Annotated in this window: 31 protein-coding genes; all 31 read left to right on the top strand. The window is 36.6% G+C overall.

The window, feature by feature from the left end; genetic code table 11:
- Nucleotides 1-350 precede the first annotated feature (350 nt).
- The 31 genes from D9782_RS16695 to D9782_RS16545 all read left to right on the top strand — a co-directional run bounded on the left by D9782_RS16695 (nt 351) and on the right by D9782_RS16545 (nt 25,960).
- Nucleotides 351-662 (top strand): hypothetical protein, encoded by a 312-nt coding sequence (locus tag D9782_RS16695; protein ID WP_034678895.1) that lies wholly within the window; start codon nt 351-353, stop codon nt 660-662.
- Between the two features lie 299 nt (nt 663-961).
- A complete protein-coding gene (xerC, locus tag D9782_RS16690) occupies nt 962-1,861 on the top strand; it encodes a tyrosine recombinase XerC (protein WP_034678908.1) in 900 nt (299 codons plus the stop codon).
- A 22-nt stretch (nt 1,862-1,883) separates the two neighbouring features.
- The gene (hslV, locus tag D9782_RS16685; RefSeq protein WP_026680884.1) at nt 1,884-2,429 is read left to right on the top strand and encodes an ATP-dependent protease subunit HslV; all 546 of its coding nucleotides are present in this window, start codon (nt 1,884-1,886) and stop codon (nt 2,427-2,429) included.
- Between the two features lie 19 nt (nt 2,430-2,448).
- Nucleotides 2,449-3,846, top strand: coding sequence for an ATP-dependent protease ATPase subunit HslU (gene hslU / locus D9782_RS16680; protein ID WP_121605228.1), 1,398 nt, complete (start codon nt 2,449-2,451; stop codon nt 3,844-3,846).
- 26 nt (nt 3,847-3,872) lie between these two features.
- Nucleotides 3,873-4,652 (top strand): GTP-sensing pleiotropic transcriptional regulator CodY, encoded by a 780-nt coding sequence (codY, locus tag D9782_RS16675; RefSeq protein WP_026680886.1) that lies wholly within the window; start codon nt 3,873-3,875, stop codon nt 4,650-4,652.
- Nucleotides 4,653-5,072: 420 nt separating this feature from the next.
- Complete coding sequence (gene flgB, locus D9782_RS16670; protein ID WP_121605227.1) at nt 5,073-5,465, top strand: flagellar basal body rod protein FlgB; 393 nt, start codon at nt 5,073-5,075, stop codon at nt 5,463-5,465.
- A gap of 1 nt (nt 5,466) precedes the next feature.
- The gene (gene flgC / locus D9782_RS16665) at nt 5,467-5,916 is read left to right on the top strand and encodes a flagellar basal body rod protein FlgC (RefSeq protein ID WP_026680888.1); all 450 of its coding nucleotides are present in this window, start codon (nt 5,467-5,469) and stop codon (nt 5,914-5,916) included.
- Nucleotides 5,917-5,934: 18 nt separating this feature from the next.
- Nucleotides 5,935-6,243 carry a flagellar hook-basal body complex protein FliE gene (gene fliE, locus D9782_RS16660; protein WP_121605226.1) on the top strand — a complete coding sequence of 103 codons (309 nt, stop codon included), beginning with the start codon at nt 5,935-5,937 and terminating at the stop codon, nt 6,241-6,243.
- A gap of 54 nt (nt 6,244-6,297) precedes the next feature.
- Nucleotides 6,298-7,893 (top strand): flagellar basal-body MS-ring/collar protein FliF, encoded by a 1,596-nt coding sequence (gene fliF / locus D9782_RS16655; protein ID WP_026680890.1) that lies wholly within the window; start codon nt 6,298-6,300, stop codon nt 7,891-7,893.
- Between the two features lie 12 nt (nt 7,894-7,905).
- Entirely contained in the window at nt 7,906-8,919 is a 1,014-nt protein-coding gene (gene fliG / locus D9782_RS16650) for a flagellar motor switch protein FliG (RefSeq protein WP_026680891.1), read from the top strand.
- Nucleotides 8,912-9,664: a flagellar assembly protein FliH gene (fliH, locus tag D9782_RS16645; protein WP_026680892.1), complete on the top strand. Its 753-nt coding sequence runs from the start codon at nt 8,912-8,914 to the stop codon at nt 9,662-9,664. The genes fliG and fliH overlap by 8 nt, the downstream gene beginning before the upstream one ends.
- A complete protein-coding gene (gene fliI / locus D9782_RS16640; RefSeq protein WP_026680893.1) occupies nt 9,661-10,980 on the top strand; it encodes a flagellar protein export ATPase FliI in 1,320 nt (439 codons plus the stop codon). The genes fliH and fliI overlap by 4 nt, the downstream gene beginning before the upstream one ends.
- Nucleotides 10,980-11,426: a flagellar export protein FliJ gene (fliJ, locus tag D9782_RS16635; protein ID WP_121605225.1), complete on the top strand. Its 447-nt coding sequence runs from the start codon at nt 10,980-10,982 to the stop codon at nt 11,424-11,426. Before fliI ends, fliJ begins: the two co-directional genes overlap by 1 nt.
- 5 nt (nt 11,427-11,431) lie before the next feature.
- Nucleotides 11,432-12,031, top strand: a complete 600-nt coding sequence (locus D9782_RS16630) for a MotE family protein (protein WP_026680895.1) — start codon at nt 11,432-11,434, stop codon at nt 12,029-12,031.
- A 28-nt stretch (nt 12,032-12,059) separates the two neighbouring features.
- Complete coding sequence (locus D9782_RS16625; protein WP_121605224.1) at nt 12,060-13,343, top strand: flagellar hook-length control protein FliK; 1,284 nt, start codon at nt 12,060-12,062, stop codon at nt 13,341-13,343.
- 11 nt (nt 13,344-13,354) lie between these two features.
- Nucleotides 13,355-13,852: a flagellar hook assembly protein FlgD gene (gene flgD, locus D9782_RS16620; protein WP_026680897.1), complete on the top strand. Its 498-nt coding sequence runs from the start codon at nt 13,355-13,357 to the stop codon at nt 13,850-13,852.
- A complete protein-coding gene (locus tag D9782_RS16615; RefSeq protein WP_371413964.1) occupies nt 13,836-14,234 on the top strand; it encodes a TIGR02530 family flagellar biosynthesis protein in 399 nt (132 codons plus the stop codon). Before flgD ends, D9782_RS16615 begins: the two co-directional genes overlap by 17 nt.
- Nucleotides 14,235-14,318: 84 nt before the next feature.
- On the top strand, nt 14,319-15,110 hold the full coding sequence (gene flgG, locus D9782_RS16610; RefSeq protein WP_121605223.1) for a flagellar basal body rod protein FlgG: 792 nt from the start codon (nt 14,319-14,321) through the stop codon (nt 15,108-15,110).
- Nucleotides 15,111-15,152: 42 nt separating this feature from the next.
- Nucleotides 15,153-15,371 (top strand): flagellar FlbD family protein, encoded by a 219-nt coding sequence (locus D9782_RS16605; RefSeq protein ID WP_026680900.1) that lies wholly within the window; start codon nt 15,153-15,155, stop codon nt 15,369-15,371.
- Nucleotides 15,364-15,783, top strand: a complete 420-nt coding sequence (gene fliL / locus D9782_RS16600; RefSeq protein WP_026680901.1) for a flagellar basal body-associated protein FliL — start codon at nt 15,364-15,366, stop codon at nt 15,781-15,783. The genes D9782_RS16605 and fliL overlap by 8 nt, the downstream gene beginning before the upstream one ends.
- Before the next feature lie 38 nt (nt 15,784-15,821).
- Nucleotides 15,822-16,820: a flagellar motor switch protein FliM gene (fliM, locus tag D9782_RS16595; RefSeq protein WP_026680902.1), complete on the top strand. Its 999-nt coding sequence runs from the start codon at nt 15,822-15,824 to the stop codon at nt 16,818-16,820.
- Complete coding sequence (gene fliY, locus D9782_RS16590; protein WP_026680903.1) at nt 16,810-17,937, top strand: flagellar motor switch phosphatase FliY; 1,128 nt, start codon at nt 16,810-16,812, stop codon at nt 17,935-17,937. Before fliM ends, fliY begins: the two co-directional genes overlap by 11 nt.
- Before the next feature lie 29 nt (nt 17,938-17,966).
- The gene (locus tag D9782_RS16585; protein WP_026680904.1) at nt 17,967-18,329 is read left to right on the top strand and encodes a response regulator; all 363 of its coding nucleotides are present in this window, start codon (nt 17,967-17,969) and stop codon (nt 18,327-18,329) included.
- 17 nt (nt 18,330-18,346) lie between these two features.
- Nucleotides 18,347-19,009 (top strand): flagellar biosynthetic protein FliO, encoded by a 663-nt coding sequence (locus tag D9782_RS16580; RefSeq protein WP_162986421.1) that lies wholly within the window; start codon nt 18,347-18,349, stop codon nt 19,007-19,009.
- Nucleotides 19,002-19,667 (top strand): flagellar type III secretion system pore protein FliP, encoded by a 666-nt coding sequence (gene fliP / locus D9782_RS16575; protein ID WP_026680906.1) that lies wholly within the window; start codon nt 19,002-19,004, stop codon nt 19,665-19,667. Before D9782_RS16580 ends, fliP begins: the two co-directional genes overlap by 8 nt.
- Nucleotides 19,668-19,801: 134 nt before the next feature.
- Entirely contained in the window at nt 19,802-20,071 is a 270-nt protein-coding gene (gene fliQ, locus D9782_RS16570; RefSeq protein WP_026680907.1) for a flagellar biosynthesis protein FliQ, read from the top strand.
- Between the two features lie 4 nt (nt 20,072-20,075).
- Nucleotides 20,076-20,855, top strand: a complete 780-nt coding sequence (gene fliR / locus D9782_RS16565; protein WP_026680908.1) for a flagellar biosynthetic protein FliR — start codon at nt 20,076-20,078, stop codon at nt 20,853-20,855.
- A gap of 1 nt (nt 20,856) precedes the next feature.
- Nucleotides 20,857-21,936 carry a flagellar biosynthesis protein FlhB gene (gene flhB, locus D9782_RS16560; RefSeq protein WP_121605221.1) on the top strand — a complete coding sequence of 360 codons (1,080 nt, stop codon included), beginning with the start codon at nt 20,857-20,859 and terminating at the stop codon, nt 21,934-21,936.
- A 19-nt stretch (nt 21,937-21,955) separates the two neighbouring features.
- Nucleotides 21,956-23,989 carry a flagellar biosynthesis protein FlhA gene (gene flhA, locus D9782_RS16555; protein WP_026680910.1) on the top strand — a complete coding sequence of 678 codons (2,034 nt, stop codon included), beginning with the start codon at nt 21,956-21,958 and terminating at the stop codon, nt 23,987-23,989.
- The gene (flhF, locus tag D9782_RS16550) at nt 23,986-25,104 is read left to right on the top strand and encodes a flagellar biosynthesis GTPase FlhF (protein WP_121605220.1); all 1,119 of its coding nucleotides are present in this window, start codon (nt 23,986-23,988) and stop codon (nt 25,102-25,104) included. Before flhA ends, flhF begins: the two co-directional genes overlap by 4 nt.
- Nucleotides 25,094-25,960 (top strand): MinD/ParA family protein, encoded by an 867-nt coding sequence (locus tag D9782_RS16545; protein ID WP_026680912.1) that lies wholly within the window; start codon nt 25,094-25,096, stop codon nt 25,958-25,960. Before flhF ends, D9782_RS16545 begins: the two co-directional genes overlap by 11 nt.
- Nucleotides 25,961-25,962 lie beyond the last annotated feature (2 nt).

Below are 25,962 nucleotides of genomic sequence, written 5' to 3'. Positions count from 1 at the left end.
CCCATAAGTCTAATAGGGACTTGTGGGAAGCTCTTTTTTGTAGTCTGATAAATAGGGGCGTGTTGAGCCGTGTCCAGCCCCAGTCGCTACGTTTCTAATCGGGAGCTTACGCTTTTGTACTCTTATTATCATCGCTTTTTTGCTATCGTAGTATGATAATTTCTGCTTTCCGTAGTGGGTCCAAGCCTTCTGAGTTTAAGCTTGTCCTTTCTTTCATGGCTCGTTCAACTTGCTTTCGCCGGAATAGTAGATTGCAAGTACAGTTTTACTTTTATGTTATGTGTTAATGAAGGACTAGTAGTTTGAGATGTATAAAAAAAGGCTAAATAGCATATAAGGAGGAAAGTCTGATGACAAAAAAACATTATTATGTAACTGTAGATACACAGGATATTCGAGAAATCTCTATTCCTGATAGTGGTATAGAATATGAAATTATAGCTGATGCAAAAGAAATTGAAATGCTTAAGAAGTTATTCATGAAAAAAAACAACTATGCAGAACTTGCGATCGAGTATTTAGTGAAACCATTTGATGAATGGGGAGCAGATGCTGAACGATCTGCGTATAGTGACCATTTAATAACTATATATCATGAACTATATAAGTTTGGAACAGAAGATACAAAAGCGAAAATTAAAAAGTTAGGTGTAATAAAGTAATCCAAATAGCCGATATCAATGGTATGTGAGCTGTTATAGAAATTTAATTGTGAAATATGAATAGAAATTGTTGACTATGGACTTCGAAACAGATATAATAACGCATTGGTAAGGATATATACTTGACAGTCAAGAGCTAAGTATATGACCTTATTTCTATAGGGTTATAAAAGGAAAAAACAACTAAAAGTGACATCAATTCTGAATTTTGTTACAATTTAGTTAAGTTTATTGCTTCTCACTATTTTCTATGTTATGATTTATTCGCTGCTTAACGGGGTGAAAATTTGAATAATTATATGAATTATTGGCAATCCTTTAAGGAGTATTTACAAATAGAAAAAAACGCTTCGCCATATACTGTTAAATATTATCTGAATGATCTGGAAATATTTTTCGATTTCTTAACAGCAGAAGGTTTATCTAGTCTAGTTGATGTAGATCATAGGGTTGTCCGTTTATTCCTAAACACTTTGTATAATCGGCAGCTAAGCAGAAGATCTGTATCTAGAAAAATATCTAGTCTTCGAACTTTTTTCCGATACTTGGAAAGAGAAGAAGTGCTCACTGGAAATCCGTTTGTACAGGTGAAATTGCCAAAAACGGATACAACGATTCCGGGTTTTCTGTATCAAGAAGAGTTGGAGAAGCTTTTTGAGGTAAATGACCTTACTAACCCATTAGGCCAAAGAGATCAAGCAATTCTAGAACTACTTTACGCAACTGGCATGCGTGTTAGCGAATGTCAACAGCTATCATTGGAGCATATTGATTTCTTCATTGGTACCGTATTTGTTAGAGGGAAAGGCAGAAAAGAACGTTACATTCCTTATGGTAAATTTGCTGAAATAGCATTGGAAACCTACATACAGGATGGTAGGAATACGTTATTGTCTAAAGCAAAGCAATCTTCGGATGCAGTCTTCTTGAACAATCGGGGAAATCCAATAACTACACGTGGAATTAGGGAAGTATTGAACAAGATGGTTGAAAGAGCTGCGTTAACCGTTCATGTACACCCACATAAGTTACGGCATACCTTTGCCACACATTTACTAAATGAAGGTGCAGATTTACGTAGCGTTCAGGAATTACTTGGTCATGAGAATTTGTCAACTACACAAATTTATACCCATGTTACAAAAGATCATTTGCGCAGCGTATATATGAAAAGTCATCCACGAGCAAATGATTATTAATTGAGTAAAGAGGTGAGAAGGCGTGACAAATGAAATGCATGCCACTACGATTTTCGCCATAAGGCATAATGATCAATGTGCAATGAGCGGTGACGGTCAAGTAACATTAGGAAATGCGGTCGTTATGAAACATAAAGCAAAGAAAGTTCGTACTTTATATAAAGGCCAAGTACTTGCTGGCTTTGCTGGATCTGTTGCTGATGCATTTACGCTTTTTGAAAAATTTGAAGCTAAGCTAGAAGCATATAATGGAAATCTTGCAAGAGCGGCTGTAGAATTAGCAAAAGAGTGGCGCAGCGATAAGGTATTGCGGAAATTGGAAGCTATGCTTATCGTAATGAATAAAGAAAGTATGTTTTTAGTTTCTGGTACAGGTGAGGTCATTGAACCTGATGATGGCATATTGGCTATTGGCTCTGGAGGCAATTACGCACTTAGTGCTGGAAGAGCTCTAGCAAGGTATTCGAGTCAATTATCTGCACGGGAGATCGCTCAATCTGCATTAGAAATTGCCGGAGAAATATGTGTATATACAAATGATCACATCACACTGGAGGTACTTGATTAAAAGGAGGCCTTTTGGAAGAATGGGTATTGATTACACACCGAGACAGATAGTGGGACAGTTAGATAAGTTTATTATTGGTCAAAACAGCGCTAAGCGATCCGTTGCAGTGGCATTACGCAATCGTTACCGTCGTATGAAGCTGGATGAATCGCTAAAGGATGAAATTGTTCCTAAAAACATATTAATGATTGGTCCTACTGGAGTTGGGAAAACGGAGATAGCTAGACGATTAGCGAAGTTAGTTGGAGCTCCATTTGTCAAAGTAGAAGCAACTAAATTTACTGAGGTGGGCTATGTCGGTCGAGATGTAGAGTCCATGGTCCGTGATTTAGTAGAAATGTCTTTGCGGATGGTAAAAGAAGATAAAATGAAGCAAGTTGCAGATAAGGCAGAGAAAGAAGCAAATAAAAAGCTAGTAAATCTCCTAGTACCACATGCTAAAAAGGAAAACAATGCTAGAAATCCATTTGAAATGTTATTCGCTTCTAATTCAGATGACAATCATGAAGATGGAGATCATGATCCGAAAGATGATGAAATTAGCAATAAGCGGAAACGTGTAGAACATCAATTGGCCCTGGGTGAATTAGAAGACCATATGGTATCGGTAGAAATAGAAGAACAAGCTCCTTCGATGTTTGACATGCTCCAAGGATCTGGTATGGAGCAAATGGGGATGAATATGCAGGATGCTTTCAGTCAGTTCATGCCCAAAAAGAAGAAGAAACGAAAAATGCCAGTATCAGAAGCAAGAAAAGTATTATCTCAGCAAGAAGCAAGCAAGCTTGTAGATATGGAAGAGGCTGCTCAAGAGGCAGTGCAGCTCGCGGAGCAATCAGGTATCTTATTTATTGATGAAATAGATAAAGTTGCTGGTAAACAGGAGCATAGTGCAAATGTATCTAGAGAAGGGGTCCAACGGGACATTTTACCGATTATTGAAGGTTCCACTGTAGTTACAAAACATGGACCTGTTAAAACAGATCATATGCTATTTATAGCAGCTGGTGCATTTCACATGTCCAAACCATCTGACCTGATTCCGGAATTGCAAGGTAGATTTCCAATCCGGGTTGAACTAGATAAACTATCAACAGAAGATTTCAAGCGCATATTAAAGGAACCATCAAATGCGCTCATAAAACAATATAAGGCTTTATTGAAAACAGAAGGTATAAATGTTGTATTTACAGACGAAGCTGTAGATAGATTAGCCGAAATAGCTTATCAAGTAAATCAGGAAATGGATAATATTGGAGCAAGGCGACTTCATACTATTTTGGAAAAATTACTGGAGGATCTTTCTTTTGAAGCACCCGATGTGACGATGGAAAAGATTGAAATAACTCCAGCATATGTCGATGAAAAATTAAGTACTATTGCAAAAAATAAAGATTTAAGTCAATATATACTATAATTTAAAAGGTTGAATGGAGGATCATTATGGAACTATTAAATCGCGCAAGAAAAATTAATGCTATGTTACAAAAATCTACAGGAAAGTCAGTTGATTTCAATGACATGTCTGCTTCTTTAAGGGATGTTATCAAAGGTAATGTTTACATCCTAAGCAGACGAGGGAAGCTATTAGGCTTTGCAATCAATCAAGAGATTGAAAATGAGAGAATGAAATCAATGCTAGAGGATCGCCAATTTCCGGAAGCATACACGGAGGGACTATTTAATATTCATGAGACTACAGCTAACTTAGATATCGACAGTCCACAAACTGTTTTCCCAGTCGAAAACCGTGAATTATTCCAATCAGGCCTAACTACGATTGTACCTATTATTGGTGGCGGAGAGCGATTAGGAACGCTTGTATTAGGACGGTTAACAGAGAGCTTTAGTGAGGATGATCTACTATTAGCTGAATACGGTGCTACTGTTGTTGGTATGGAAATTCTTCATGAAAAAACAGAAGAGATTGAAATGGAAGCTAGAAGTAAAGCTGTTGTTCAAATGGCGATCAGCTCGCTATCATACAGTGAACTAGAGGCTATTGATCACATTTTTGAAGAATTAAACGGCAACGAAGGTCTACTCGTAGCTAGTAAAATTGCAGATAGAGTTGGGATCACAAGATCAGTTATTGTAAATGCGCTTAGAAAATTAGAAAGTGCTGGTGTCATTGAGTCTCGTTCTTTAGGTATGAAAGGTACGTATATAAAAGTACTTAACAATAATTTCTTAGTTGAATTAGAAAAATTACGTTCAAGATAAAACGATATGTATTATAGAATACAGTCAAAATAATAGAAAATCCGAAGCATTTTGCTTCGGATTTTTTGTTTGTAATTATGCATGAAATGTCAAGTAAATCTTTGGTCAATTTCAGGACTTTTTATACAAGGATTTTCTATTACATAAGAACTAGGTATAATTTAAAATTTAGTTATTCTTGCAATTTCGACATAAAAATCCTACTTTAACTTACGATTTTCAAGTTAAAAAAAATTAATTAACAAAAATAGGTAATAATATGGTAAAATTGACCTATGCAAAATTAACCATATTTTGTTCTTTCTGAGGAAAATGTCGAAAAGTAATAGACTTTGGCAAACATATGACTTAAACTATTCGTAGACAAGCAATATTTTATGTCTGTCGTAATGCAAACGTAACTTTTTAGGAGGGATCAATGTGAGTCTATTTGGTGGAACTATCCATACGCTAGAAAATTCGTTAAATTATGCCTCTGCCAAAAACCGGGCAATTTCAACGAATCTTGCAAATATTGACACACCAAATTATAAGGCAAAAGACGTCGTGTTTAAAAATGTATTATCCGATGCAATGGCTTCAAACATAGAGGCGAAACGAACTAATTCTAAACATCTTTCCTTTCAAAATAATTCTAATTCCTATAAGACAGTTACGAAGCAAAACACTTCTTACGGTCATAATGGCAATAATGTGGATGTTGACAAAGAGATGGCAGAATTAGCAGAAAATCAGATCTATTATCAAGCATTAGTCGACCGCATAAATGGTAAGTTTGGTAGTTTACAAACAGCTTTAAGGGGAGGAAGGTAATATGTCGATATTCAATGCACTTCACTCGAGTGCTAGTGCTCTTACTGCTCAAAGGCTTCGTATGGATGTCATTTCTTCTAATATTGCTAATGCTCAAACGACGCGAGCAACAGTGAATGAAGAAGGAGAATTTGAAGCGTATCGAAGAAAAATGGTTTCCCTAGAACCAGAGACCAATAGTTTTAAATCATTCTTACATAGAGCAACCGGTTCAGAAGCTACCGCGGGTGTTAAGGTTACGGAAATAACAGAAGATGAAAGTCCATTCAAGCAGGTATATAATCCAACGCATCCCGATGCGAATGAGAATGGATATGTGGAATTACCGAATGTTGATCCACTTAAAGAAATGGTGGACTTAATGAGCGCAACAAGATCATATGAAGCTAACATTACCTCAGTAAATGCTAGTAAATCCATGTTAATGAAAGCACTAGAGATTGGGAAATAAATGTAAAGGAGTTTTTCGATGATTCAGTCAATAGGCAATCAAATACCACAAGCACCAGTATCCTCACAACTAGATTCTAAGCCAGCAATTTCTGCTGGGGAAGCACAGGGTAAGTTTGCAGCAGCTTTAAAGAATGCCATTAATGATGTCAATCAGGCACAAATTGCATCTGATCAAAAAACAGAAGCACTAGCTAATAGGAAAATCGATGACTTACACGATGTAATGATTACGGCACAAAAAGCTAGTATCACATTGGAAACTACCGTACAAGTCCAGAAAAAAGTAGTAGATGCCTATAAAGAAGTAATGAGCATGCAAGTATAATGATTTGCAATCATATATAGAAAAATTTACTACAGCACGTTAGTGGGGGAACTTATGAACGAGAAAATAAAGAACTGGAAAGACACTACTACGGCTTTCTGGAAGAATCGGACGAAAAGTCAAAAACGGATTTTTATAGGATCAATCATGATAGTTGTCCTTTTGATAGTAGGAATTCTATTCTTTTCCATGAATTCGAAATTTGTTCCACTATACAATAATTTGTCCATTCAGGAAGTTGGGCAGATAAAAACGGAACTAGATGCCAGAGGAGTTTCTTATGAATTAAAAGATGGGGGAACGACAATAACGGTTCCTGAACAACAAGTAGATTCATTACTCGTCGATTTAGCAGGGCAAGGCATCCCAAACAGTGGAAATATAGATTATTCCTTTTTTAGTGAGAATGCATCCTGGGGTGTAACAGAAAATGAATTTAACGTTATGAAGCTAGATGCAATGCAGACGGAGTTAGCTAATCTGATCAAAGGTATTGACGGGATACAAGATGCACAGGTGATGATTAATATGCCGGAGGATCCTGTATTTGTCAATGATACAAAACAAGAAGCGAGTGCATCAATTGTTATAAATACAGAGGCTGGCTATCAATTCCAAGAAGGACAAATAGATGGATTGTATCATTTAGTATCAAAGGCCGTCCCTAACTTACCAGCAGAAAATATAGCAATCACCAATCAGTATTTTGAAAGCTTTGAACAAAATGCTACTGCAGGAACTGGCGTACAGGATACACATACATATCAGCAAAATGTTAAAAAGGACATTGAAAAAGATATTCAGCAACGATTACAGCAGATGCTTGGAGCAATGGTAGGTCAAGGAAATGTCATTGTTTCCGTCACTTCTGATATTGATTTTACGCAAGAGAATCGTACTGAAGAAATTGTCGAACCAGTTGATCTAGAGAATATGGAAGGACTGCCAGTAAGTATTGAAACAATAAAAGAAACGTATACTGGTGAAGGTGCTGCAGCAGGAGGTACCGTAGGTACTGGGGATGAAGATATCGGTAACTATCAAGCGACGGATGATGGTGACAATGGTGAGTATGAAATGGCGAAAGAAACGATTAACAATGAATTTAATAAGATTCGAAAAAACATTGTTGAGAGTCCATATAAAGTGCGAGATTTAGGAATTCAAGTCGCTGTTAATAATGTTAAAACATCACAAGGAAAAGATGTAGAGTATTTAACACAGCAGGATGAAAACGCGGTTGAAGAGGGAATTAATTCGATTATGAACTCTATTATTACAACATCTATTGACGGGGAATATGCTGAGAACATTAACCCAGAAGAGAAAGTATCGATTGTCTTTCAAGAGTTTTCAGGTATGAAAAACGCTAAAGCTAGCACAACTCCTACTATACCAACTTGGCTATATATCGTAGGTGGGGGATTATTGCTCGCAATTATTGTCTTGATAGTATTCTTACTTCGCAGAAGAAAAGAAGAGGATGTTGAAGAGGAAGAGGTAGCTATCCAAGAGCCGATAGAAGTACCAGAAATCCCAGATCAAGAGGAATCGGAAACAACGATTCGTAAAAAACAATTAGAAAAGATAGCAAAAGAGAAACCAGAAGATTTTGCGAAATTACTAAGAAGCTGGATCGGAGAAGATTAGGAGGTATTACAATTGGCAAGACAAAAAGGTGTACTCACAGGTAAACAAAAAGCAGCAATTCTTTTAATCTCCTTAGGTCCAGATGTTTCGGCTCAAGTGTATAAGCATTTATCAGAAGAGGAGATCGAGAAGTTAAGTTTAGAAATCTCTTCCGTTAAGAAGGTAGATAGTAGTTTGAAAGAGGATGTGCTGGAGCAATTTCATCAAATTGCGGTAGCGCAGGATTATATTTCTCAAGGCGGTATTGGATATGCAAAAACCGTTTTAGAAAAAGCCTTTGGAAAACAAGAAGCTTCAAATATTATTAACCGCTTGACTTCTTCTTTACAAGTTAGACCATTTGATTTTGCTAGAAAAGCAGATCCGCAACAAGTTCTGAACTTTATACAGGGAGAGCATCCACAAACAATTGCTCTTGTGCTATCTTATCTAGATCCTGAGCAATCCGGTCAAATTCTCTCTGCATTGCCACAGGAGGTGCAAGCAGATGTCGCGAAACGGATAGCAACGATGAATTCGACCTCACCAGAAATTATTTCACAGGTCGAGCAGGTATTGGAAAAAAATATATCTTCTTCATTTACAGAAGACTACACACAAACTGGTGGAATTCAAGCTGTTGTTGAAGTGTTAAATGGTGTTGATAGAAGTACAGAACGAACGATTTTAGATGCTTTAGAAATCCAAGATCCAGAATTAGCTGATGAAATTAAGAAGCGGATGTTTGTATTTGAAGATATTGTTATTTTAGATAATCGCGCAATTCAACGTATCATTCGTGAAGTAGAAAATGAGGATCTACGTTTGTCATTGAAGGTTGCTAGTGATGAAGTGAAAGATATCGTCTTTAAGAATATGTCACAGCGTATGGCAGAAACCTTTAAAGAAGAAATGGAATACATGGGTCCAGTTCGTTTAAGAGATGTAGAGGAAGCACAAACAAGAATTGTTGCTATTATCCGAAGATTAGAGGATGTAGGTGAAATTGTTATTGCAAGGGGTGGAGGTGACGACATCATTGTCTAATTCATCTATTCGTAATGAAAGTAGGCAAATAAAAATTAAACCGATTAGCCTGCAACCTAGTGGTCAGCCAAAATCAGAATTAGAAGCAGCGTCCAAACAAGAAACGTTGCTTCAAGAAATTGAACAGGCACAAATTCAATTAGAAGAGTTAAAGAATCAATCACAGCAGCTTCTAGAAGAAACGGAAGCAGAAATTGAAAGCAAAAAGCAGGCATGGGAAACGGAAAAACAGACGTATATCGAAGCTGCTAGCAAGCAAGGTTTTTCTCAAGGTTATACAGATGGAGAATCAAAAAGTCTTGCTAAATATAAAAGTGACTTAGAAAAAGCTAATCAAATTATTGATACGGCAAGGAAAGACTATCAAGCGCTGATTGAGGATAATGTCGACACCATATTGGAAATCGCACTTCATACTGCTGAAAAGATTACAAAACAGAAAATTGATGAGGAACCTAACTCTTTCTTAGAAATTATTAATGCAGCAATAAAGGAATTAAAGGACCAATCGGTAATTTCCATTTACCTACACCCTAATCAGTATGAATCTGTTGTGCAGCATAAGGAAGAACTCGTCACGATAATTGAAAAGGATGCAAAGCTTGCCTTGTATGTTACGGATGAAGTAGAGGATTACGGTTGTATGATTAAGCATCCATTTGGGCAAATCGATGCAAGCGTTGATACACAGTTACAAGAAATCCGGCAAATACTATTTGAAGTTTCTGAGGAGAACAGACAATGAAGGTAGCGGATTATCTAACAGCAATTGATCAAGCAGATACCTACAAGCGGTATGGAAAAGTATTACGGGTTGTTGGAATTATGATTGAGTCAAAAGGTCCAGCAGCGAATGTCGGAGAAGTTTGTCTCATTCATTCCTCTTCTTCAAGCGGGAATCCTATTCTCTCGGAAGTAGTTGGCTTTAATAATGAAAAAATTATTCTAATGCCATATTCAGAGGTTGCAGAAATTGGACCCGGGTGCTTAGTAGAATCTACTGGCAAGGCATTAACAGTAAAAATTGGCCGTGGACTGATTGGCAAAGTAATAGATTCATTGGGAAACCCATTAGATCAAAGTCCTTTGCCGAAAGGTCTAGCAAATTATTTAACGGAGCAATCTCCTCCAAATCCAATGCTTCGCCCACCAATTGCACAACCAATGCAGGTTGGGATCAAAGCAGTTGACTCTTTACTGACTGTCGGAGAGGGACAGCGAATTGGAATATTTGCAGGAAGTGGTGTTGGAAAAAGTACATTACTAGGAATGATTGCTCGAAATAGTGGGGCAGATATTAATGTCATTGCATTAATCGGAGAACGCGGGCGAGAAGTAAGGGAGTTTATTGAAAAAGATTTAGGAGATGACGGACTAAAGAAATCGATTGTCGTTGTTGCTACTTCCGATCAACCAGCATTAATGCGAATAAAGGGAGCATATACAGCAACAGCAATAAGTGAATATTTTCGTGATCAAGGTTACCGTGTGAACCTAATGATGGACTCTGTTACACGTGTGGCTATGGCACAGCGTGAGGTTGGCTTGGCTACAGGTGAGCCGCCAACCACCAAAGGCTATACGCCCTCCGTATTTGCTACCTTGCCAAAATTGCTAGAACGAACCGGTACGAATGAAAATGGTACGGTTACAGCCTTCTATACCGTTTTGGTAGATGGAGATGATATGAATGAGCCGATTGCTGATACGGTACGTGGAATATTAGATGGTCATTTTGTAATGGATAGGAAATTAGCTGAGCGTGGACAATATCCAGCGATCAATGTGTTGAAATCTATTAGTCGTGTCATGAACCAAGTTGCAGATAACGAGCACAAGGAAACAGCTCAGGAGATACGTAAGCTCGTTGCTACTTATGAAGAAAATAGTGAACTGATTCAAATTGGCGCCTATAAACGAGGGACAGACAGTGAAATTGATCGAGCTATTTCTTATCACACTAAAATCCAATCGTTTCTTTCACAAGATATTTTTGAATATCATACACTTCAAGAATCGATTAATTCGATGAAAAACTTACTTCATGGAGGTGTAAGCTAATGGCGGAGACGGTTGTTTTATCCAAGATTTTACATATACGTGAAACCGAAAAAAAACACGCACAGAAGGCATATCAACAGTCTATTGATCTTTTTGAAAAAACAGCAACACAGCTCTATGAACTTCTTAAAAAGAAAGAAATGGCAGAGGAAGTATACGAGACTGCTCTTACGGAATCAACTACTCTTGATAAGTTAAAAGAACAATTTACTTATATCGAGCATTTAAATAATCATATTATGCACTTACAAGAAGGAGTCCAAAAGGCAAGATTCGATATGGAAGCAAAGCAATCCAAGCTCACAGATGCACATGTTGAGATGAAAAAATATGAAAAGATTATCGAAACTCGTAAGAAAGATGAAGCAGCAGCAAATCGCAAAAAGGAAAAGGCTACAATGGATGAGGTATCTATTTATCAATTTCTAAATCATAAAAATAGGTGAAGTGAATGGCAAAGAAAAACAATACAGATAAAAGAAAAATGAATCCTGTCCTATGGTTCCTCTTTGCAATTGTAATTCCTATTATCATTACAATTGCCCTAGCTACGGTCGTTTTGAGTATTGCTGGTATTGATGTTACCGGCTGGTTGAAGGATAAAGGTAATAATATACCGGTTGTTTCTTCATTCGTTGAAACAGATAAGGAAAAACAGTTGAAACGTGAAGATGAAAGCGTGAAAGCGATGATGTCTGATAAAGATGCTGAAATTGAGCAGCTAAAGGTGGATCTTACAGATAAGGAAGCTACTGTTGAACAGCTCGAACAAGAAATAATGAAGCTTGAAAATAATCAAGCTAATGAAAATGAAGAGCAGTCTGATGACGAACAGGTGAAAAAAGAGGTAACCACTGTCAAAACAATCGCCAATTCTTTTAAAGATATGGATCCTGATCAAGCAGCTAATATTTTACAAGAGCTTGAACAAGAAACGGCATTAGCAATAATGAAGGAATTGTCAAATGATACTCGTGGCAGCATTCTAGAGTCAATGAATGCAGAAACAGCTGCAAAGCTAACACAACAATTTATTAACAGTGGAAATTAATGTAATTGTATTGAAAGGAGGTGAAATAATGAACGCAATTGGGATGCTCTTTCAGCAATTACAAACTTCGAATCCAATGATGAAGCAAGATAGTCAATTAGGCCATACAAATGAGGAAGCTCAACCGTTTCAAGACCTATTACTTAGTAAGCAGCAATTACAAGAGGCAGCAAATAAGCTACTTCAAATGGGAATGCAATCCCAAGAGAACCAGCAAGATACACCAAGTATACCCTTTGAAACGATAGATATGACTTTCTTTAACATGCTATCCACATTAGATGGGAAAGAATTGACAGACAATAGGGTAGTAGGAAGCGAGCAAGAGAATGAAGGGCATGTCGAATCCAATGAAGAGACGGCGACGTGGATGCTACCTGCGCTTTTAACAGGTGACATCGAAGTACAACAGTTAGAACCTTCTTTACAACAGCAATTAGCGAGTATTTTTGCAAAGGTGGAAGCTGTTGTTTCGCAAATATCGAACAAGCAAGAGTTAATGAAGGCATCCACTAAACTCCTGCCATTATTACAGCAGTGGACAGATTCGGTGAAAGGTACAGAAAAGGTCTCTGTCGAGCAATTTTTAGCTAGTAAACCAGCAGATTCGAAAGAAAAAATAGTTTGGCAACAACTCGTACAAGCATTTGAAAAACGAAATCAAATAGCGCAAAAATTGCCTTATCATACGGATGCTAAAGTTACGAGCGCAGATGTTGCAAAATGGTTAGACCATGCACTAGAGACATTTTCATCGAAAAAAGATAGTATAGCTTATTCTCAAGTAGTAAATCAAGCAAATGTATCAACATTACCTATGGCAAAAATGGAGCAGCACATGATCTACTTAAACCCTAGCCAGCAGAACATGAATAATTCTGGACAAGAACTCATTCAGCAATTTCAGAAGATCATGAAGTCTAGTAAGTTCTTGACAATGGCGAATGGAAGTAATCAACTTCAAATTACCTTGCGTCCACAAAATTTAGGGGATATGGTTGTTCGCTTAACTCAAATGGATGGGCAGATGACAGTAAAGATCTTAGTAAGCTCACAGGTTACTAAAGATATGCTTGAGTCAAATATGCATCAACTAAGAAGTATGTTCTCACCTCAGCAAGTAGTTGTAGAGAAGCAAGAGATTCAGTTTCAACAGGGACAGCAAGTTCTTAAGGATACAGGATCTGAAGCCGATTCACAGCAATTTAGAGAACAGGATCAGCACGGAAATGACTCTCAAGAGAGTGAAAATAATCAGAATGAAGACTTTGCTACACAGTTTGAAGAACTATTATTAAATGAACAAGTATAGGAGGTGTTTATATGACAAAGATAGATCCATCATTATACTTGTCTAATCAACCTAGTAGATCGCCAAGCCCTGAATTAGGTAAGGATGAATTTTTGAAAATATTAATGACACAATTACAAAGTCAGGATCCAACAAATCCGATGGATGATCGAGAATTTATCTCGCAAATGGCGGAGTTCAGTTCATTAGAGCAAATGATGAATATGACTAATTCCATCGATACACTCGTACAAAGTCAGCTTGTCTCACCAGTAATTAAATATAGCCATATGATTGGAAAAGAAGTAACCTACCAAGCTTATGATGAAGAAACTGGTGAAAAGCTAGATATCGAAACAAGTAAAGTAATAGCTGTTAGTCAAAAGGATGGTTGGGCAATTTTAGAGTTAGAAAATGGGGAAAAGATCTATGCAGATGCAGCTATTCAAGTAAGTAATCCAGATAGTAGTGAAAATAATGGAGAGGATCCAACTGATCCAGAAAATCCGGAGGATGAAGAAAGTGAATAATATAGATCACCGGATTCATCAGTTGCCCCAGCAGGCTTTACAGATTCCTGGTGCTAAACATCCAAATAACCAAGTAAACAGGGCGAGCTTTAAGGATTTATTAACATCTGAATTGGGCTTAAAAGAGCTCAAAGTTAGTAAACATGCTACGGAGCGTTTACAGGAACGAAATATTCATATCGATAAGCACCAATGGCAAGTCATTGAAAGCAAAATGGCGGAGGCAAAGCAAAAAGGAATTACTGACTCGCTTGTTGTTTTGGATAATGCAGCATTACTTATAAGTACGAAAAACAATACAGTTGTTACTGCGATGGATCGAAAAGAAGCCACAAGTCGGATATTTACGAATATTAATGGAACGATTTTGATTGAGAAATAAGGCTGGACCCTTTTTAGGGAGGCCATCAGCTGTTGAATGATAGAAGCAGCCAATAAATTGATAACCAAAAAGGGGAAATGAACTATGTTACGTTCAATGTATGCAGGAATATCAGGCATGAAAGGATTCCAAACAAAGCTAGATGTAATAGGTAATAATATTGCTAATGTAAATACATCTGGATTTAAAAAAGGAAGAGTAACTTTCCAAGACATGATGAGTCAGACTACTTCTGGTGCTCAAGGACCAACTGCTGGTCGCGGTGGTGTAAACCCAGCTCAGGTAGGTTTAGGTTCGCAACTCGGTTCAATTGACAACATCCATTCACAAGGGTTTAGGCAATCAACTACTAGAGCATTAGATCTTGCTTTAGAGGGAGATGGAATGTTCGTTTTAGAAGGTAATGGAACGACGTATTACACGCGGGCAGGTAATTTTTACTTGGATACGAATGGTGACATTGTTAATTCAGATGGATTGTATTTACAAGATGTTAATAACGAAAAGATAAATATTCCAGACGATGCAAAAAGCTTTAGTATTGAATCAGATGGTACCGTAACTTATACAAATGAAGATGGGGACACAGAGACCGCTGGTCAAATCGGTTTAGCAAGCTTTGCTAATCCAGCAGGTTTAGAAAAAGCGGGAAGTAATCTTTTCTTAAATACGGAAAATGCCGGGTTAAATGGAATTGTTACTCCTGAAACAGATGGTACAGCGTCGATTGTAAGTGGCGCACTCGAAATGTCAAACGTTGATTTATCGGAAGAATTCACGGAAATGATTACAGCACAACGTGGTTTCCAAGCGAATACTCGAATAATAACAACATCAGATGAAATACTCCAGGAACTAGTAAATCTAAAACGATAGTAAGGGGGTAGGGAGTGTGATAAACACACTCCCGCCTAAATAATGATTTCTTTAACTCGATTAAATGGCGAACCATTTACTTTAAATGCGATCCTGATTGAACAGGTTCAAGAATTTCCAGATACAACGATCACCTTAACAAATGGTAAGAAATTAGTAGTAAAAAACTCTCATGCGGAAGTACTTCAATTAGTAATGGCCTATTATCAACAAATTGGTATACAAAGAGCACAAAGGGAGGTAAAGAAAGACGATGAGTAGTTTAATGAAAACAATGATCTCTTCATTGGCGGTATTGGCGATTGTGGGAATAGCTGCATTTGTAGTGGTATGGAATATGAACGCGGATGATCAAAAGGGATCTGCAGCATCTATTGATAAGATCGAAGAATTTTCTTATGAAACACCTGAAATAACAACAGATTTAGAGGATGGAAGTTTTGTTCGTATTCAGTTTCAAGTGATTACGAATAGGAAGGAAGCTAAAGAAGAAATTAGTAAGCGGGATTTTCAATTAAAAAACATTTTAATCAAAGAATTGGCTACAATGCAGGAAGAAGATTTCAAGAGTGGCTTAGGTGATTTAGAAGAAGTTGTTAAAACAAAGTTAAATGAAGTAATGACAACTGGAAAAATCACAGATGTATATACGATAAGCAAAATCTTACAATAAATAATTTATTTAGGACTCCACGATGGAGGTGAATATACTTGGTAGATGAAGTTCTTTCTCAAAATGAGATTGATGCCCTATTATCCGCAATTACTTCAGGTGAAATGGATGCGGAGGAATTAAAAAAAGAAGATAAAGAAAAGAAAGTTCGAGTATATGATTTTAAACGAGCATTACGATTTTCCAAGGATCAAATCCGCAGTATATCGCGAATTCATGAAAATTATGCACGACTATTAACTACCTTTTTTTCAGCACAATTAAGGACGTACATCAATATTACTGTTGCGTCAGTGGATCAGATTCCTTATGAAGAATTTATTCGTTCTGTTCCAAAAATGACTATTCTTAATACATATAGTGTCGAACCCTTAGAAGGTAGACTAGTAATGGAAGTTAACCCAAATATTGCTTATGCCATGCTTGATCGAACATTGGGCGGTATGGGAAGTGGAGTTAATAAAGTAGAAAACTTAACGGAAATCGAAACAATTCTAATGACACAGTTATTTGAAAAGGCAATTACCAATCTTCAAGAGGCGTGGGCTACCATTGTAGATATTGATCCAGTATTAGAAGATTTTGAAGTCAATCCACAATTTTTGCAGATGGTATCACCTAATGAAACGGTTGTGGTTGTTTCACTGAATACAACAATTGGTGAAGAAAGTGGCATGATTAATATTTGTATACCTCATATTGTGCTTGAACCAATTATTTCCAAGCTTTCGGTACATTACTGGATGCAAACATCTAGTAAAGAAAGAGACGTAGATGCATATGAAAAGTTAACAAAGAACTTACAACAAGCACAAATTGAAGTAAAAGCACTATTAGGAGAATCTACAATTTCAATTGAGCAATTTCTGAACTTAAATAAAGATGATGTTATCGGGTTGGATAATACAATAGAAAGCCCGCTAATATTGGCGGTAAATGATGCGCCAAAATTCTATGTACAGCCTGGTAAATATAAAAATAAAATGTCTGTTCAAATAATGGAAGAATTTAAAGGGGGGAACGAACATGGCGAATGACGGGATGCTTTCTCAAGATGAAATAGATGCATTATTAAAAGTTAGTTCTGATGAAGATGAAGAAGTAGAGAAAAACCCTACCAATGATCATCTATCAACAATTGAAGAGGATACGTTGGGAGAAATTGGCAATATTTCATTTGGAAGCTCTGCTACGACTTTATCGACATTATTAAATCAAAAAGTAGAAATAACAACACCGAAAGTTTCTGTCATGGAACAAAAGGAATTAGAGGCCTTTACATTTGAACCAGTAAGCGTTCAGGTTAACTATATAGAAGGGTTTACGGGTAGAAATGTGTTTGTGATCAAGGCCGAGGATGCTGCCATCATTTCCGATATCATGCTTGGTGGAGACGGTACAAAACCATCAGAAGAATTAAATGAAATTCACTTAAGTGCAGTACAAGAGGCAATGAATCAGATGATGGGTGCTGCAGCAACTAGTATGTCAACGGTCTTTAATAAGAAGGTAGATATATCACCACCAACGATTCATCTAGAAAATCCAGACAATCAGTCAGAAGCAGTACTTGATGAGAATCCTTTTGTTAAAGTTTCCTTCCAATTAAAGGTTGGTAATTTAATAGATTCTAATATCATGCAGCTCATGCCAATTCAATTCGCAAAAAATTTGGTTGATCAGTTATTAAATAGTGAACCAGCGGAACAAGAATCAGCTGTAGCGCTTGAGCAGGTGGAGGTGCCTATGTCTACAAATAAGCAAAGTCAATCCGTCTCATCTGAGGAGGTAAGAGAGGAACCGCAATACTTAGGTAATGCTGTTTCAGCACATAAATCAGTGCAAAAGGCTGATTTTTCCAACTTTGACCAGGTTGCATTAAATAATACCGAGCAACGGAATCTAGATATGCTTTTGGATATCCCGCTTAAGGTAACTGTAGAGCTTGGGAGGACAAAACGAACAATTAAGGATATTTTGGATTTGTCTTCTGGTTCCATTATTGAATTAGATAAGTTAGCAGGAGAGCCTGTCGATATATTAGTAAATGAAAAACTAATTGCTACTGGAGAAGTAGTTGTTATTGATGAAAACTTTGGCGTTCGTGTTACGGACATACTTAGTCAATCAGATAGAATAATGAAATTAAAATAATATCTTATTATACATAGGAGGATTTACGAATGGCACACCGTATTCTAATTGTTGATGATGCAGCTTTCATGCGAATGATGATTAAAGATATTTTAACTAAAAATGGGTTTGAGGTAGTAGGTGAAGCACAAGATGGTGCACAGGCGGTAGAAAAATATAATGAGCTTATGCCAGATCTTGTGACGATGGATATAACCATGCCTGAAAAAGATGGGATTTCAGCATTAAAGGAAATTCAAGCTAGTCATCCTGAAGCGAAAATAATTATGTGCTCTGCAATGGGGCAGCAAGCAATGGTTATTGATGCGATCCAAGCAGGAGCTAAAGATTTTATCGTTAAACCATTTCAGGCGGATCGTGTTTTAGAAGCAATTCAAAAGGCATTGAACTAAAAAGTGAGTGAATACTATTGAATAAATCGTTACGGTTTTGCATTCTACTGACTATTATTCTATTTTCATTTACTGTTTCCATAAAAGTAGATGCAGCAACCAAATCTGTTACTGATTGTTTAGAGAAAAATGCTGATTGCGAGCAACCAGCAGAGTCATCGACGGAAGATGGAGACACGGAGAAATCAACACTCTTATCGACGGAAGAAGATACAGAACCACTTTGGGTTAATTTTATAAAGCTATTTTTTGCTTTAGCACTCATATTGGGGCTGATCTATTTACTGTTAAAATTTTTAAAGAAGAAAAATGCCTTGTTTAATCAAGTGAAGTCACTAGAAAACCTTGGCGGTATTTCTGTTGGGCAAAACAAGTCAATTCAAATTATTCGTGTTGGTAGCAAGTTCTATCTTATTGGGGTTGGAGATAATGTAGAAATGCTTCAAGAGATTGACGATGAAGCATTAATGGAAGATTTGTTGAAAAGAAATACAACCGATGCCAATAGTCCATTATCAACTCTCGTCCAACGGGTAACCACAAAAGAAACTACCAATTCAGATTCTATACATTCGAAACAGAATTTTAAAGGTCATTTTGTGAACGAGCTGGATAAACTAAAAAAAAATAGAACCCAATTGATCCAACAGTATAAACAAAAGGAAGATCAGAATGAATGAATTTATCGATATGTTTTCCAGTTCCGATCCGGCAAATATCTCAACATCAGTTAAATTAATTCTTCTATTAACTGTATTGTCACTAGCACCAAGTATATTAATTTTGATGACGAGCTTTACTAGAATAATTATTGTGTTGTCATTTGTTCGTACGTCATTGGCGACACAGCAAATGCCACCAAATCAAGTACTAATTGGACTTGCGTTATTTTTAACGTTTTTCATTATGGCTCCAGTTTTCAATGAGGTGTATGACGAAGCATTAGAACCATTATTTGCCGAAGAGATTACGTTAGATGAAGCGTATGATCAAGCGAGTATACCCATAAAGGATTTTATGGCGGAGCATACGCGTCAGAAAGATTTAGCGCTTTTTATGAATTATGCAGAATTGGAACGTCCTGAAACTGTTCAGGACATTCCACTGACAACATTAGTACCTGCATTTGCAATAAGCGAATTGAAGACAGCATTTCAAATGGGGTTTATGATATTTGTTCCATTTTTAATCATTGATATGGCTGTTGCCAGTGTATTAATGTCGATGGGGATGATGATGCTTCCCCCAGTAATGATTTCTTTACCTTTTAAAATTCTATTATTTGTTCTTGTAGATGGCTGGTATTTAATTACCCACTCACTGTTGGATGGATTCTAATCTTAGGATGGACTGGTAGGTGGTATTCATGAAATGTTTCATAATTAGATTAGAGCATGCTGGAAACCACTTTGGAATGTTGCAACTAAAGTCATACTGCGAGTTGTATTCAGCATTAAGGAGGCTTTGCTCCCATGAGCAGTGAGTTCGTATTAACTTTGGCAGAAAAAGGTGTTTATACCATTCTATTAGTTACAGGTCCTTTGCTATTATTAGCTTTGGCTGTTGGATTACTGGTAAGTATCTTTCAAGCTACAACACAGATACAGGAACAAACGTTGGCGTTTATTCCCAAGATTGTGGCAGTACTGGTTGGTCTTGTATTCTTTGGGCCTTGGATGCTTACAGAAATGGTAGAATTCACATCCGAATTGTTTAAAAATATAAATCAGTTTGTAGGGTAATTGTATGCTAGAAATAATTAATGTTAATAGTATCCCTGTATTTTTGTTAATTCTTGTAAGAGTAGTAGCTTTTTTTGCTACAATGCCGTTGTTCTCTTATCGAACAATTCCGAGACCGTTTAAGCTAGGATTCAGTTTCTTCTTGGCTTTTCTAATGTTTTACACAGTGAATGCACCTTCCATACCAGTAGATGAAATGTATCTGTTATTAATCGTAAAAGAAGCTTTGGTAGGACTTTTTATCGGATTAATAGCCTATATTATCTTATCTGCTGTTCAAATTGCAGGCGGATTTATCGATTTTCAGATGGGGTTCGCAATAGCCAATGTTATTGATCCGCAAACTGGTGCTCAGAGTCCATTAACAGGACAGTACTTCTATATTATTGCTTTACTCTTTTTATTATCGGTAAATGGTCATCATATTTTAATAGATGGGATTGTAAATAGCTACCAATTTATACCAATAGATGCTTTTATCCCATTTCAAAATGAAAATATAGTTACATTTGTCATTGATACATTTAATAAAATGTTCCTTATTGCATTTCAAATTGCAATTCCAATTGTAGGTTGTTTATTTCTTGTTGACGTTGCCTTAGGTATTATAGCTAGAACTGTGCCTCAGTTAAATGTTTTTGTAGTAGGATTACCATTGAAAATTTTAGTGAGCTTTGTTGCCTTGTTATTTTTTATGAGTTTATATGTTGTTTTAGTGAAGAACTTGTTTGAAATTTTATTTGCTACAATCCGCAGCCTAATGCAATTGTTCGGAGGTGCTTAACTTGCAATTGAAACTCGATTTACAATTCTTTGCTGGTGAAAAGACAGAAAAAGCTACCCCGAAGAAAAGGCAGGATGAGCGAAAAAAAGGAAAGGTAGCCAAAAGTCAGGATGTTAATACAGCTTTTCTACTTTTATTCGCTTTTATCATTCTCTTTGTGTTCGGCGATTCCATGAAGAATAGTATGATGAGGTTATATGAGCATACTTTTACAGAGTTTATTCATTGGGATGTAACGGAAGAGACAGTACATAAAGTATTTTCAGGAGCAGCGATGGAAGTATCAAAAATGCTCGCACCACTTATGATAATTGCTATTGTAGCTGGCTTCGCTTCAAACTTTTTACAAATTGGCTTTTTGTTTACAACAGAGCCATTAAAGTTTGATTTAAAAAAAATCGATCCAATTCAAGGAGCGAAACGTATATTTTCATTACGTGCATTAGTTGAACTTCTTAAGTCATTATTGAAAATTGTCTGTATTGGCGCTGTGACATTTACAGTGATATGGATATATAAGGACGATATGATGATGCTGTCCTTTAAAACAGTAGACAATGCACTTGGTTTTTTTGGGCAGGTTACGATGGTCATGGGAATAACAGCAATAATCGTATTATTATTTTTGGCCGTTTTTGATTATGCTTATCAACGTTATGACTATGAGAAAAACATGAAAATGTCAAAGCAAGACGTTAAGGATGAATATAAGAACATTGAAGGTGACCCACTTATAAAGTCGAAAATTAAAGAAAAGCAAAGACAAATGGCTACACGCAGAATGATGAGCGAGGTGCCCAATGCAGATGTAGTCATTACGAACCCGACCCACTTTGCAATTGCTATTAAATATGATGAGGCAAAAGCTGAAGCGCCATATATTTTAGCTAAAGGGATTGATGAGGTGGCGTTGAAGATTAAAGAAATAGCTCGTACAAATGAAGTAATGACGGTTGAGAATCGTCCCTTAGCACGATCTCTATATGGAGCAGTTGAAATAGGGGATGTAATTCCTGAAGAATTCTTTCAGGCGGTAGCAGAAATTTTGGCTTATGTATATAAGCTGGAGAAAAAAGTTTAAGCAATAAGGAGAGACCCCAATGAAAGCAAGAGATCTATCCGTTCTTTTAGGCGTTATTTTAATTATTATTATGTTGATTGTCCCGTTACCAGGATGGCTGTTAAGTGTATTGATATTAGGTAATATTTCATTAGCACTAATTGTAATCTTAGTTTCGATGAATACACAAGAGGCATTACAGTTTTCAGTCTTTCCTACACTTCTTTTGTTATTAACCTTATTTCGCCTAGGATTGAATGTATCTACAACAAGGTCGATCTTATCCGAAGCAGATGCTGGTGGGGTTGTTGATACATTTGGTTCCTTTGTAATTGGGGGGAATCCACTAGTAGGTTTTGTTGTATTTGTTATTTTAGTTATTATCCAATTTCTTGTAATCACTAAAGGTTCTGAGCGTGTTTCTGAGGTGGCGGCTAGATTTACTTTAGATGCGATGCCAGGTAAACAGATGAGCATAGATGCAGATTTGAACGCAGGTTTAATATCGGAACAACAAGCTAAAGAAAGACGAGAAAAAATAGAAAAGGAAGCAGATTTTCACGGTTCCATGGATGGTGCAAGTAAATTCGTAAAAGGCGATGCTATTGCGGGTATTATCATTGTACTAATCAATATTATTTTTGGTCTCGTTATTGGTATGGTACAGATGGACATGTCGTTTCAAGAAGCGATCAATACGTTTATGCGATTGACTGTAGGTGATGGATTAGTTAGTCAGATACCAGCTTTACTCATATCAACCGCAACAGGAATCGTAGTAACAAGAACAGCAGGAACAGGTAATTTAGGTACAGATGTTACTGGACAGCTACTCCAATACCCGAAGCTGCTATTTATTGCAGCAGGAACAGTGTTCTTATTAGGGTTAACACCCATCAACTTTTTTCTTACTACAATCATTGCTAGTTTACTAGCTTTAAGTGGGTATTTGTTATTAAAGCAGACAGAAGTAGTCTATGAACCAAGTGAGGAAGAGGAAGATGAAACGGAAAGTGCTGCAATGAAATCGCCTGAAAATGTTGTACATTTATTAAATATGGACCCTATCGAATTTGAGTTTGGTTATTCTCTTATACCGCTGGCTGACGCGAACCAAGGTGGCGATTTACTCGATCGAATTGTTATGATTCGAAGGCAGCTTGCAATTGAGCTAGGAATTGTTATTCCAGTAGTTCGAATTCGCGATAATATCCAGCTTAACCCGAATGAATATCGTTTAAAAGTAAAAGGAAATGAAGTAGCTTCTGGTGAATTATTGCTTGATCATTATTTAGCAATGGCTCCAGATATGGAAGATGACGAAATTGATGGTATAGATACAAAAGAGCCAGCTTTTGGCCTACCTGCAAAGTGGATCAACGAAGATTTAAAGGATGAAGCAGAGTTATCCGGTTATACGGTAGTAGATCCACCTTCTGTTGTATCCACACATCTAACGGAAATCATTAAAGAACATGCTCATGAATTATTAGGTAGACAAGAGACTAAGCAATTAATTGATCATTTAAAGGAAACCTATCCAATACTTGTTGAAGAAGTAACACCAGAGCCACTTGCAGTAGGTGATATTCAAAAAGTACTAGGTAAGCTTTTAAAAGAAAAAGTGTCAATCCGTAATCTCCCTATTATATTTGAAACACTTGCAGACTTTGCAAAATTAACAAACGATACCGATTTACTAGCTGAATATGTAAGACAAGCATTATCATCTCAATTAACTAAGCAATATACTGACGAAGATATGGCATTAAAAGTAGTTACTCTTTCTGGAAAAGTAGAGAAAGCAATTGCTGAGAGTATTCAACAGACAGAGCATGGAAGCTATCTTTCCATGGATCCTGATGTTCAGCAACGGGTGATCAACCAATTACATGAAGAGGTAGAAAAACTGACCATACAGGAAGAGACAGCGATATTGCTTTGTTCTCCAGCAGTAAGAATGTATGTCAAACAGTTACTAGATCGATATTTACCGCAAGTTGTTGTATTGTCCTATAATGAGCTAGAGCCCAACGTACAAGTACAAAGTGTCGGGGTGGTGAATATTGCATGAAGGTAAAAAAATATGTAGCTGATACGATGCCTGAAGCGATGAAACAAGTTAGGAAAGAGCTTGGTACAGAAGCCGTTATTTTAAATTCTAGGGAAGTAAAGAAAAAAAGATTTCTCGGTCTGTTGACAAAACAGCAAATTGAAGTAATAGCCGCAAGAGATCCGCAACCACATTTATCTAAGAAAAAGGTAGTAATGCCCAATAAAAAGGTAGAATCGAATGAAGCTTATCATGAAAGAGATGACCAACATGTACTGCGTGAGCTAAGACAGGTAAAAGAATTACTACATCACTCTGCAATTGGGAATTTTACGTACCCTGCTGATTTTCAATTAGCATATAATTATTTACTTGAACAAGAAGTAGATACCGAAATTGCTACAAGCATTATTGATTCTGTCTTGCATAGGCAGGAGGATGCAGAACAACATAGTAGTAGCTACAAGTCGATCATATCTGAAGTCAAACAGGAAATAGAGAATAGACTCAAACAGGTCTCCTTCGAAGGGATATCCTATGATAAGAAATTAGTTTACTTTGTTGGACCAACTGGTGTAGGAAAAACAACTACAATTGCAAAAGTTGCTGCAAACAGTAAGCTAAATGATCATAAAAAAATCGCTTTTATCACTACAGATACGTATCGTATTGCAGCTGTTGAGCAGTTAAAAACATATGCAAAAATATTGAATGTGCCAGTAGAAGTAGCCTATACGGAGGAAGATTTCCAAAAAGCAATCGAGAAATTTAACACATTTGATTTAATATTTGTTGATACCGCAGGTCGTAATTTTAGAGATGAAAAATACGTAAAACAAATGAAACAAGATACAAAAAGTAATCTGGAATCAGATACGTATTTAGTTCTATCATTAACGGCTAAACCAAGAGATATCAGCGAAATATATGATCAATTTGAAGAAATTTCTATTAAAGAAGTGATTTTGACTAAGATAGATGAAACGAGTCAATTCGGTAGTATTCTAAATATTTCCCTTGGAAAACAGATCGGAATTGGTTATATAACAAATGGTCAAGATGTGCCTGAAGACTTAATCTACCCATCACCTAAACAGTTAGCTTCGTTTGTAATGAGGTCATCGGATGAGGCATGATCAGGCAGATGGACTTCGAAAAAAGTTAAAAGCAATGCAGGACTTTACACAGGCGAAGACAATAGCTGTAATTAGTGGAAAGGGTGGGGTAGGAAAATCAAATATTACGATAAATTTTTCATTGGAATTAGTAAGACAACGTAATAGAGTGCTAGTTATTGATATGGACATAGGTATGGGAAATATTGATATTTTATTAGGATTACATGTTGAAAGAACGATTATCGATATGTTTGAAGAGCACCTATCTATTCAGGAAATTATTCAACATGGTCCAGGGGATTTGGATTATATCGCAGCTGGTTCTGGATTAAGTGATATTTTTTCCATCGATCAGCATAAAAGGAATTTCTTCTTTCAGCAATATAAGAAACTAGTTAATTACTACGATTTTATCATTTTTGATATGGGAGCAGGAATTACACAAGATAGTTTATCAATTATCTTAGCATCTGATGAATGCTTTGTGATCACCACACCTGAGCCTACCTCTATCACAGATGCTTATAGCATGATAAAGCATATTGTTTCTTATGACGATACGCTACCAATGCAAGTGATTATGAATCGAAGTCATTCAGAAAAAGAAGGGTGGGAAGCACTAAGGCGATTCAATCAGGTAATTTTTCAATTTTTACAAGTGGAAACGAAGTTATTAGGTACATTACCTGAGGATAGAACAGTGACCACGGCTGTCATTAGGCAAACCCCTTACGTATTATTGAAAAAAAATTCTGCTGTTGCCAGAGCAATGAAGCAGTTAGTAAAGAATTATTGTAGTGTTCAGCCTGTAAATCAATCAGATACTACGCCATCATTTTTAGGTAAACTAAAACAGCTTTTAACGGAAAGGTAAAT

Source organism: Virgibacillus sp. Bac332, assembly GCF_003667785.1.
Lineage (GTDB): Bacteria > Bacillota > Bacilli > Bacillales > Amphibacillaceae > Virgibacillus > Virgibacillus salarius.
This window is presented reverse-complemented; position numbering and strand designations above follow the sequence as displayed.

Coding starts and splice junctions, on each gene's coding strand:
- D9782_RS16695 (WP_034678895.1), top strand. CDS start 351: ATGACAAAAAAACATTATTATGTAACTGTAGATACACAGGATATTCGA.
- flgC (WP_026680888.1), top strand. CDS start 5,467: ATGTCGATATTCAATGCACTTCACTCGAGTGCTAGTGCTCTTACTGCT.
- D9782_RS16605 (WP_026680900.1), top strand. CDS start 15,153: ATGATTTCTTTAACTCGATTAAATGGCGAACCATTTACTTTAAATGCG.
- fliQ (WP_026680907.1), top strand. CDS start 19,802: ATGAGCAGTGAGTTCGTATTAACTTTGGCAGAAAAAGGTGTTTATACC.
- flhF (WP_121605220.1), top strand. CDS start 23,986: ATGAAGGTAAAAAAATATGTAGCTGATACGATGCCTGAAGCGATGAAA.
- D9782_RS16625 (WP_121605224.1), top strand. CDS start 12,060: ATGAACGCAATTGGGATGCTCTTTCAGCAATTACAAACTTCGAATCCA.
- fliR (WP_026680908.1), top strand. CDS start 20,076: ATGCTAGAAATAATTAATGTTAATAGTATCCCTGTATTTTTGTTAATT.
- fliI (WP_026680893.1), top strand. CDS start 9,661: ATGAAGGTAGCGGATTATCTAACAGCAATTGATCAAGCAGATACCTAC.
- flgD (WP_026680897.1), top strand. CDS start 13,355: ATGACAAAGATAGATCCATCATTATACTTGTCTAATCAACCTAGTAGA.
- hslU (WP_121605228.1), top strand. CDS start 2,449: ATGGGTATTGATTACACACCGAGACAGATAGTGGGACAGTTAGATAAG.
- D9782_RS16585 (WP_026680904.1), top strand. CDS start 17,967: ATGGCACACCGTATTCTAATTGTTGATGATGCAGCTTTCATGCGAATG.
- fliF (WP_026680890.1), top strand. CDS start 6,298: ATGAACGAGAAAATAAAGAACTGGAAAGACACTACTACGGCTTTCTGG.
- xerC (WP_034678908.1), top strand. CDS start 962: ATGAATTATTGGCAATCCTTTAAGGAGTATTTACAAATAGAAAAAAAC.
- fliL (WP_026680901.1), top strand. CDS start 15,364: ATGAGTAGTTTAATGAAAACAATGATCTCTTCATTGGCGGTATTGGCG.
- fliE (WP_121605226.1), top strand. CDS start 5,935: ATGATTCAGTCAATAGGCAATCAAATACCACAAGCACCAGTATCCTCA.
- codY (WP_026680886.1), top strand. CDS start 3,873: ATGGAACTATTAAATCGCGCAAGAAAAATTAATGCTATGTTACAAAAA.
- fliJ (WP_121605225.1), top strand. CDS start 10,980: ATGGCGGAGACGGTTGTTTTATCCAAGATTTTACATATACGTGAAACC.
- D9782_RS16545 (WP_026680912.1), top strand. CDS start 25,094: ATGAGGCATGATCAGGCAGATGGACTTCGAAAAAAGTTAAAAGCAATG.
- flhA (WP_026680910.1), top strand. CDS start 21,956: ATGAAAGCAAGAGATCTATCCGTTCTTTTAGGCGTTATTTTAATTATT.
- fliY (WP_026680903.1), top strand. CDS start 16,810: ATGGCGAATGACGGGATGCTTTCTCAAGATGAAATAGATGCATTATTA.
- fliP (WP_026680906.1), top strand. CDS start 19,002: ATGAATGAATTTATCGATATGTTTTCCAGTTCCGATCCGGCAAATATC.
- D9782_RS16630 (WP_026680895.1), top strand. CDS start 11,432: ATGGCAAAGAAAAACAATACAGATAAAAGAAAAATGAATCCTGTCCTA.
- flgG (WP_121605223.1), top strand. CDS start 14,319: ATGTTACGTTCAATGTATGCAGGAATATCAGGCATGAAAGGATTCCAA.
- D9782_RS16615 (WP_371413964.1), top strand. CDS start 13,836: ATGAAGAAAGTGAATAATATAGATCACCGGATTCATCAGTTGCCCCAG.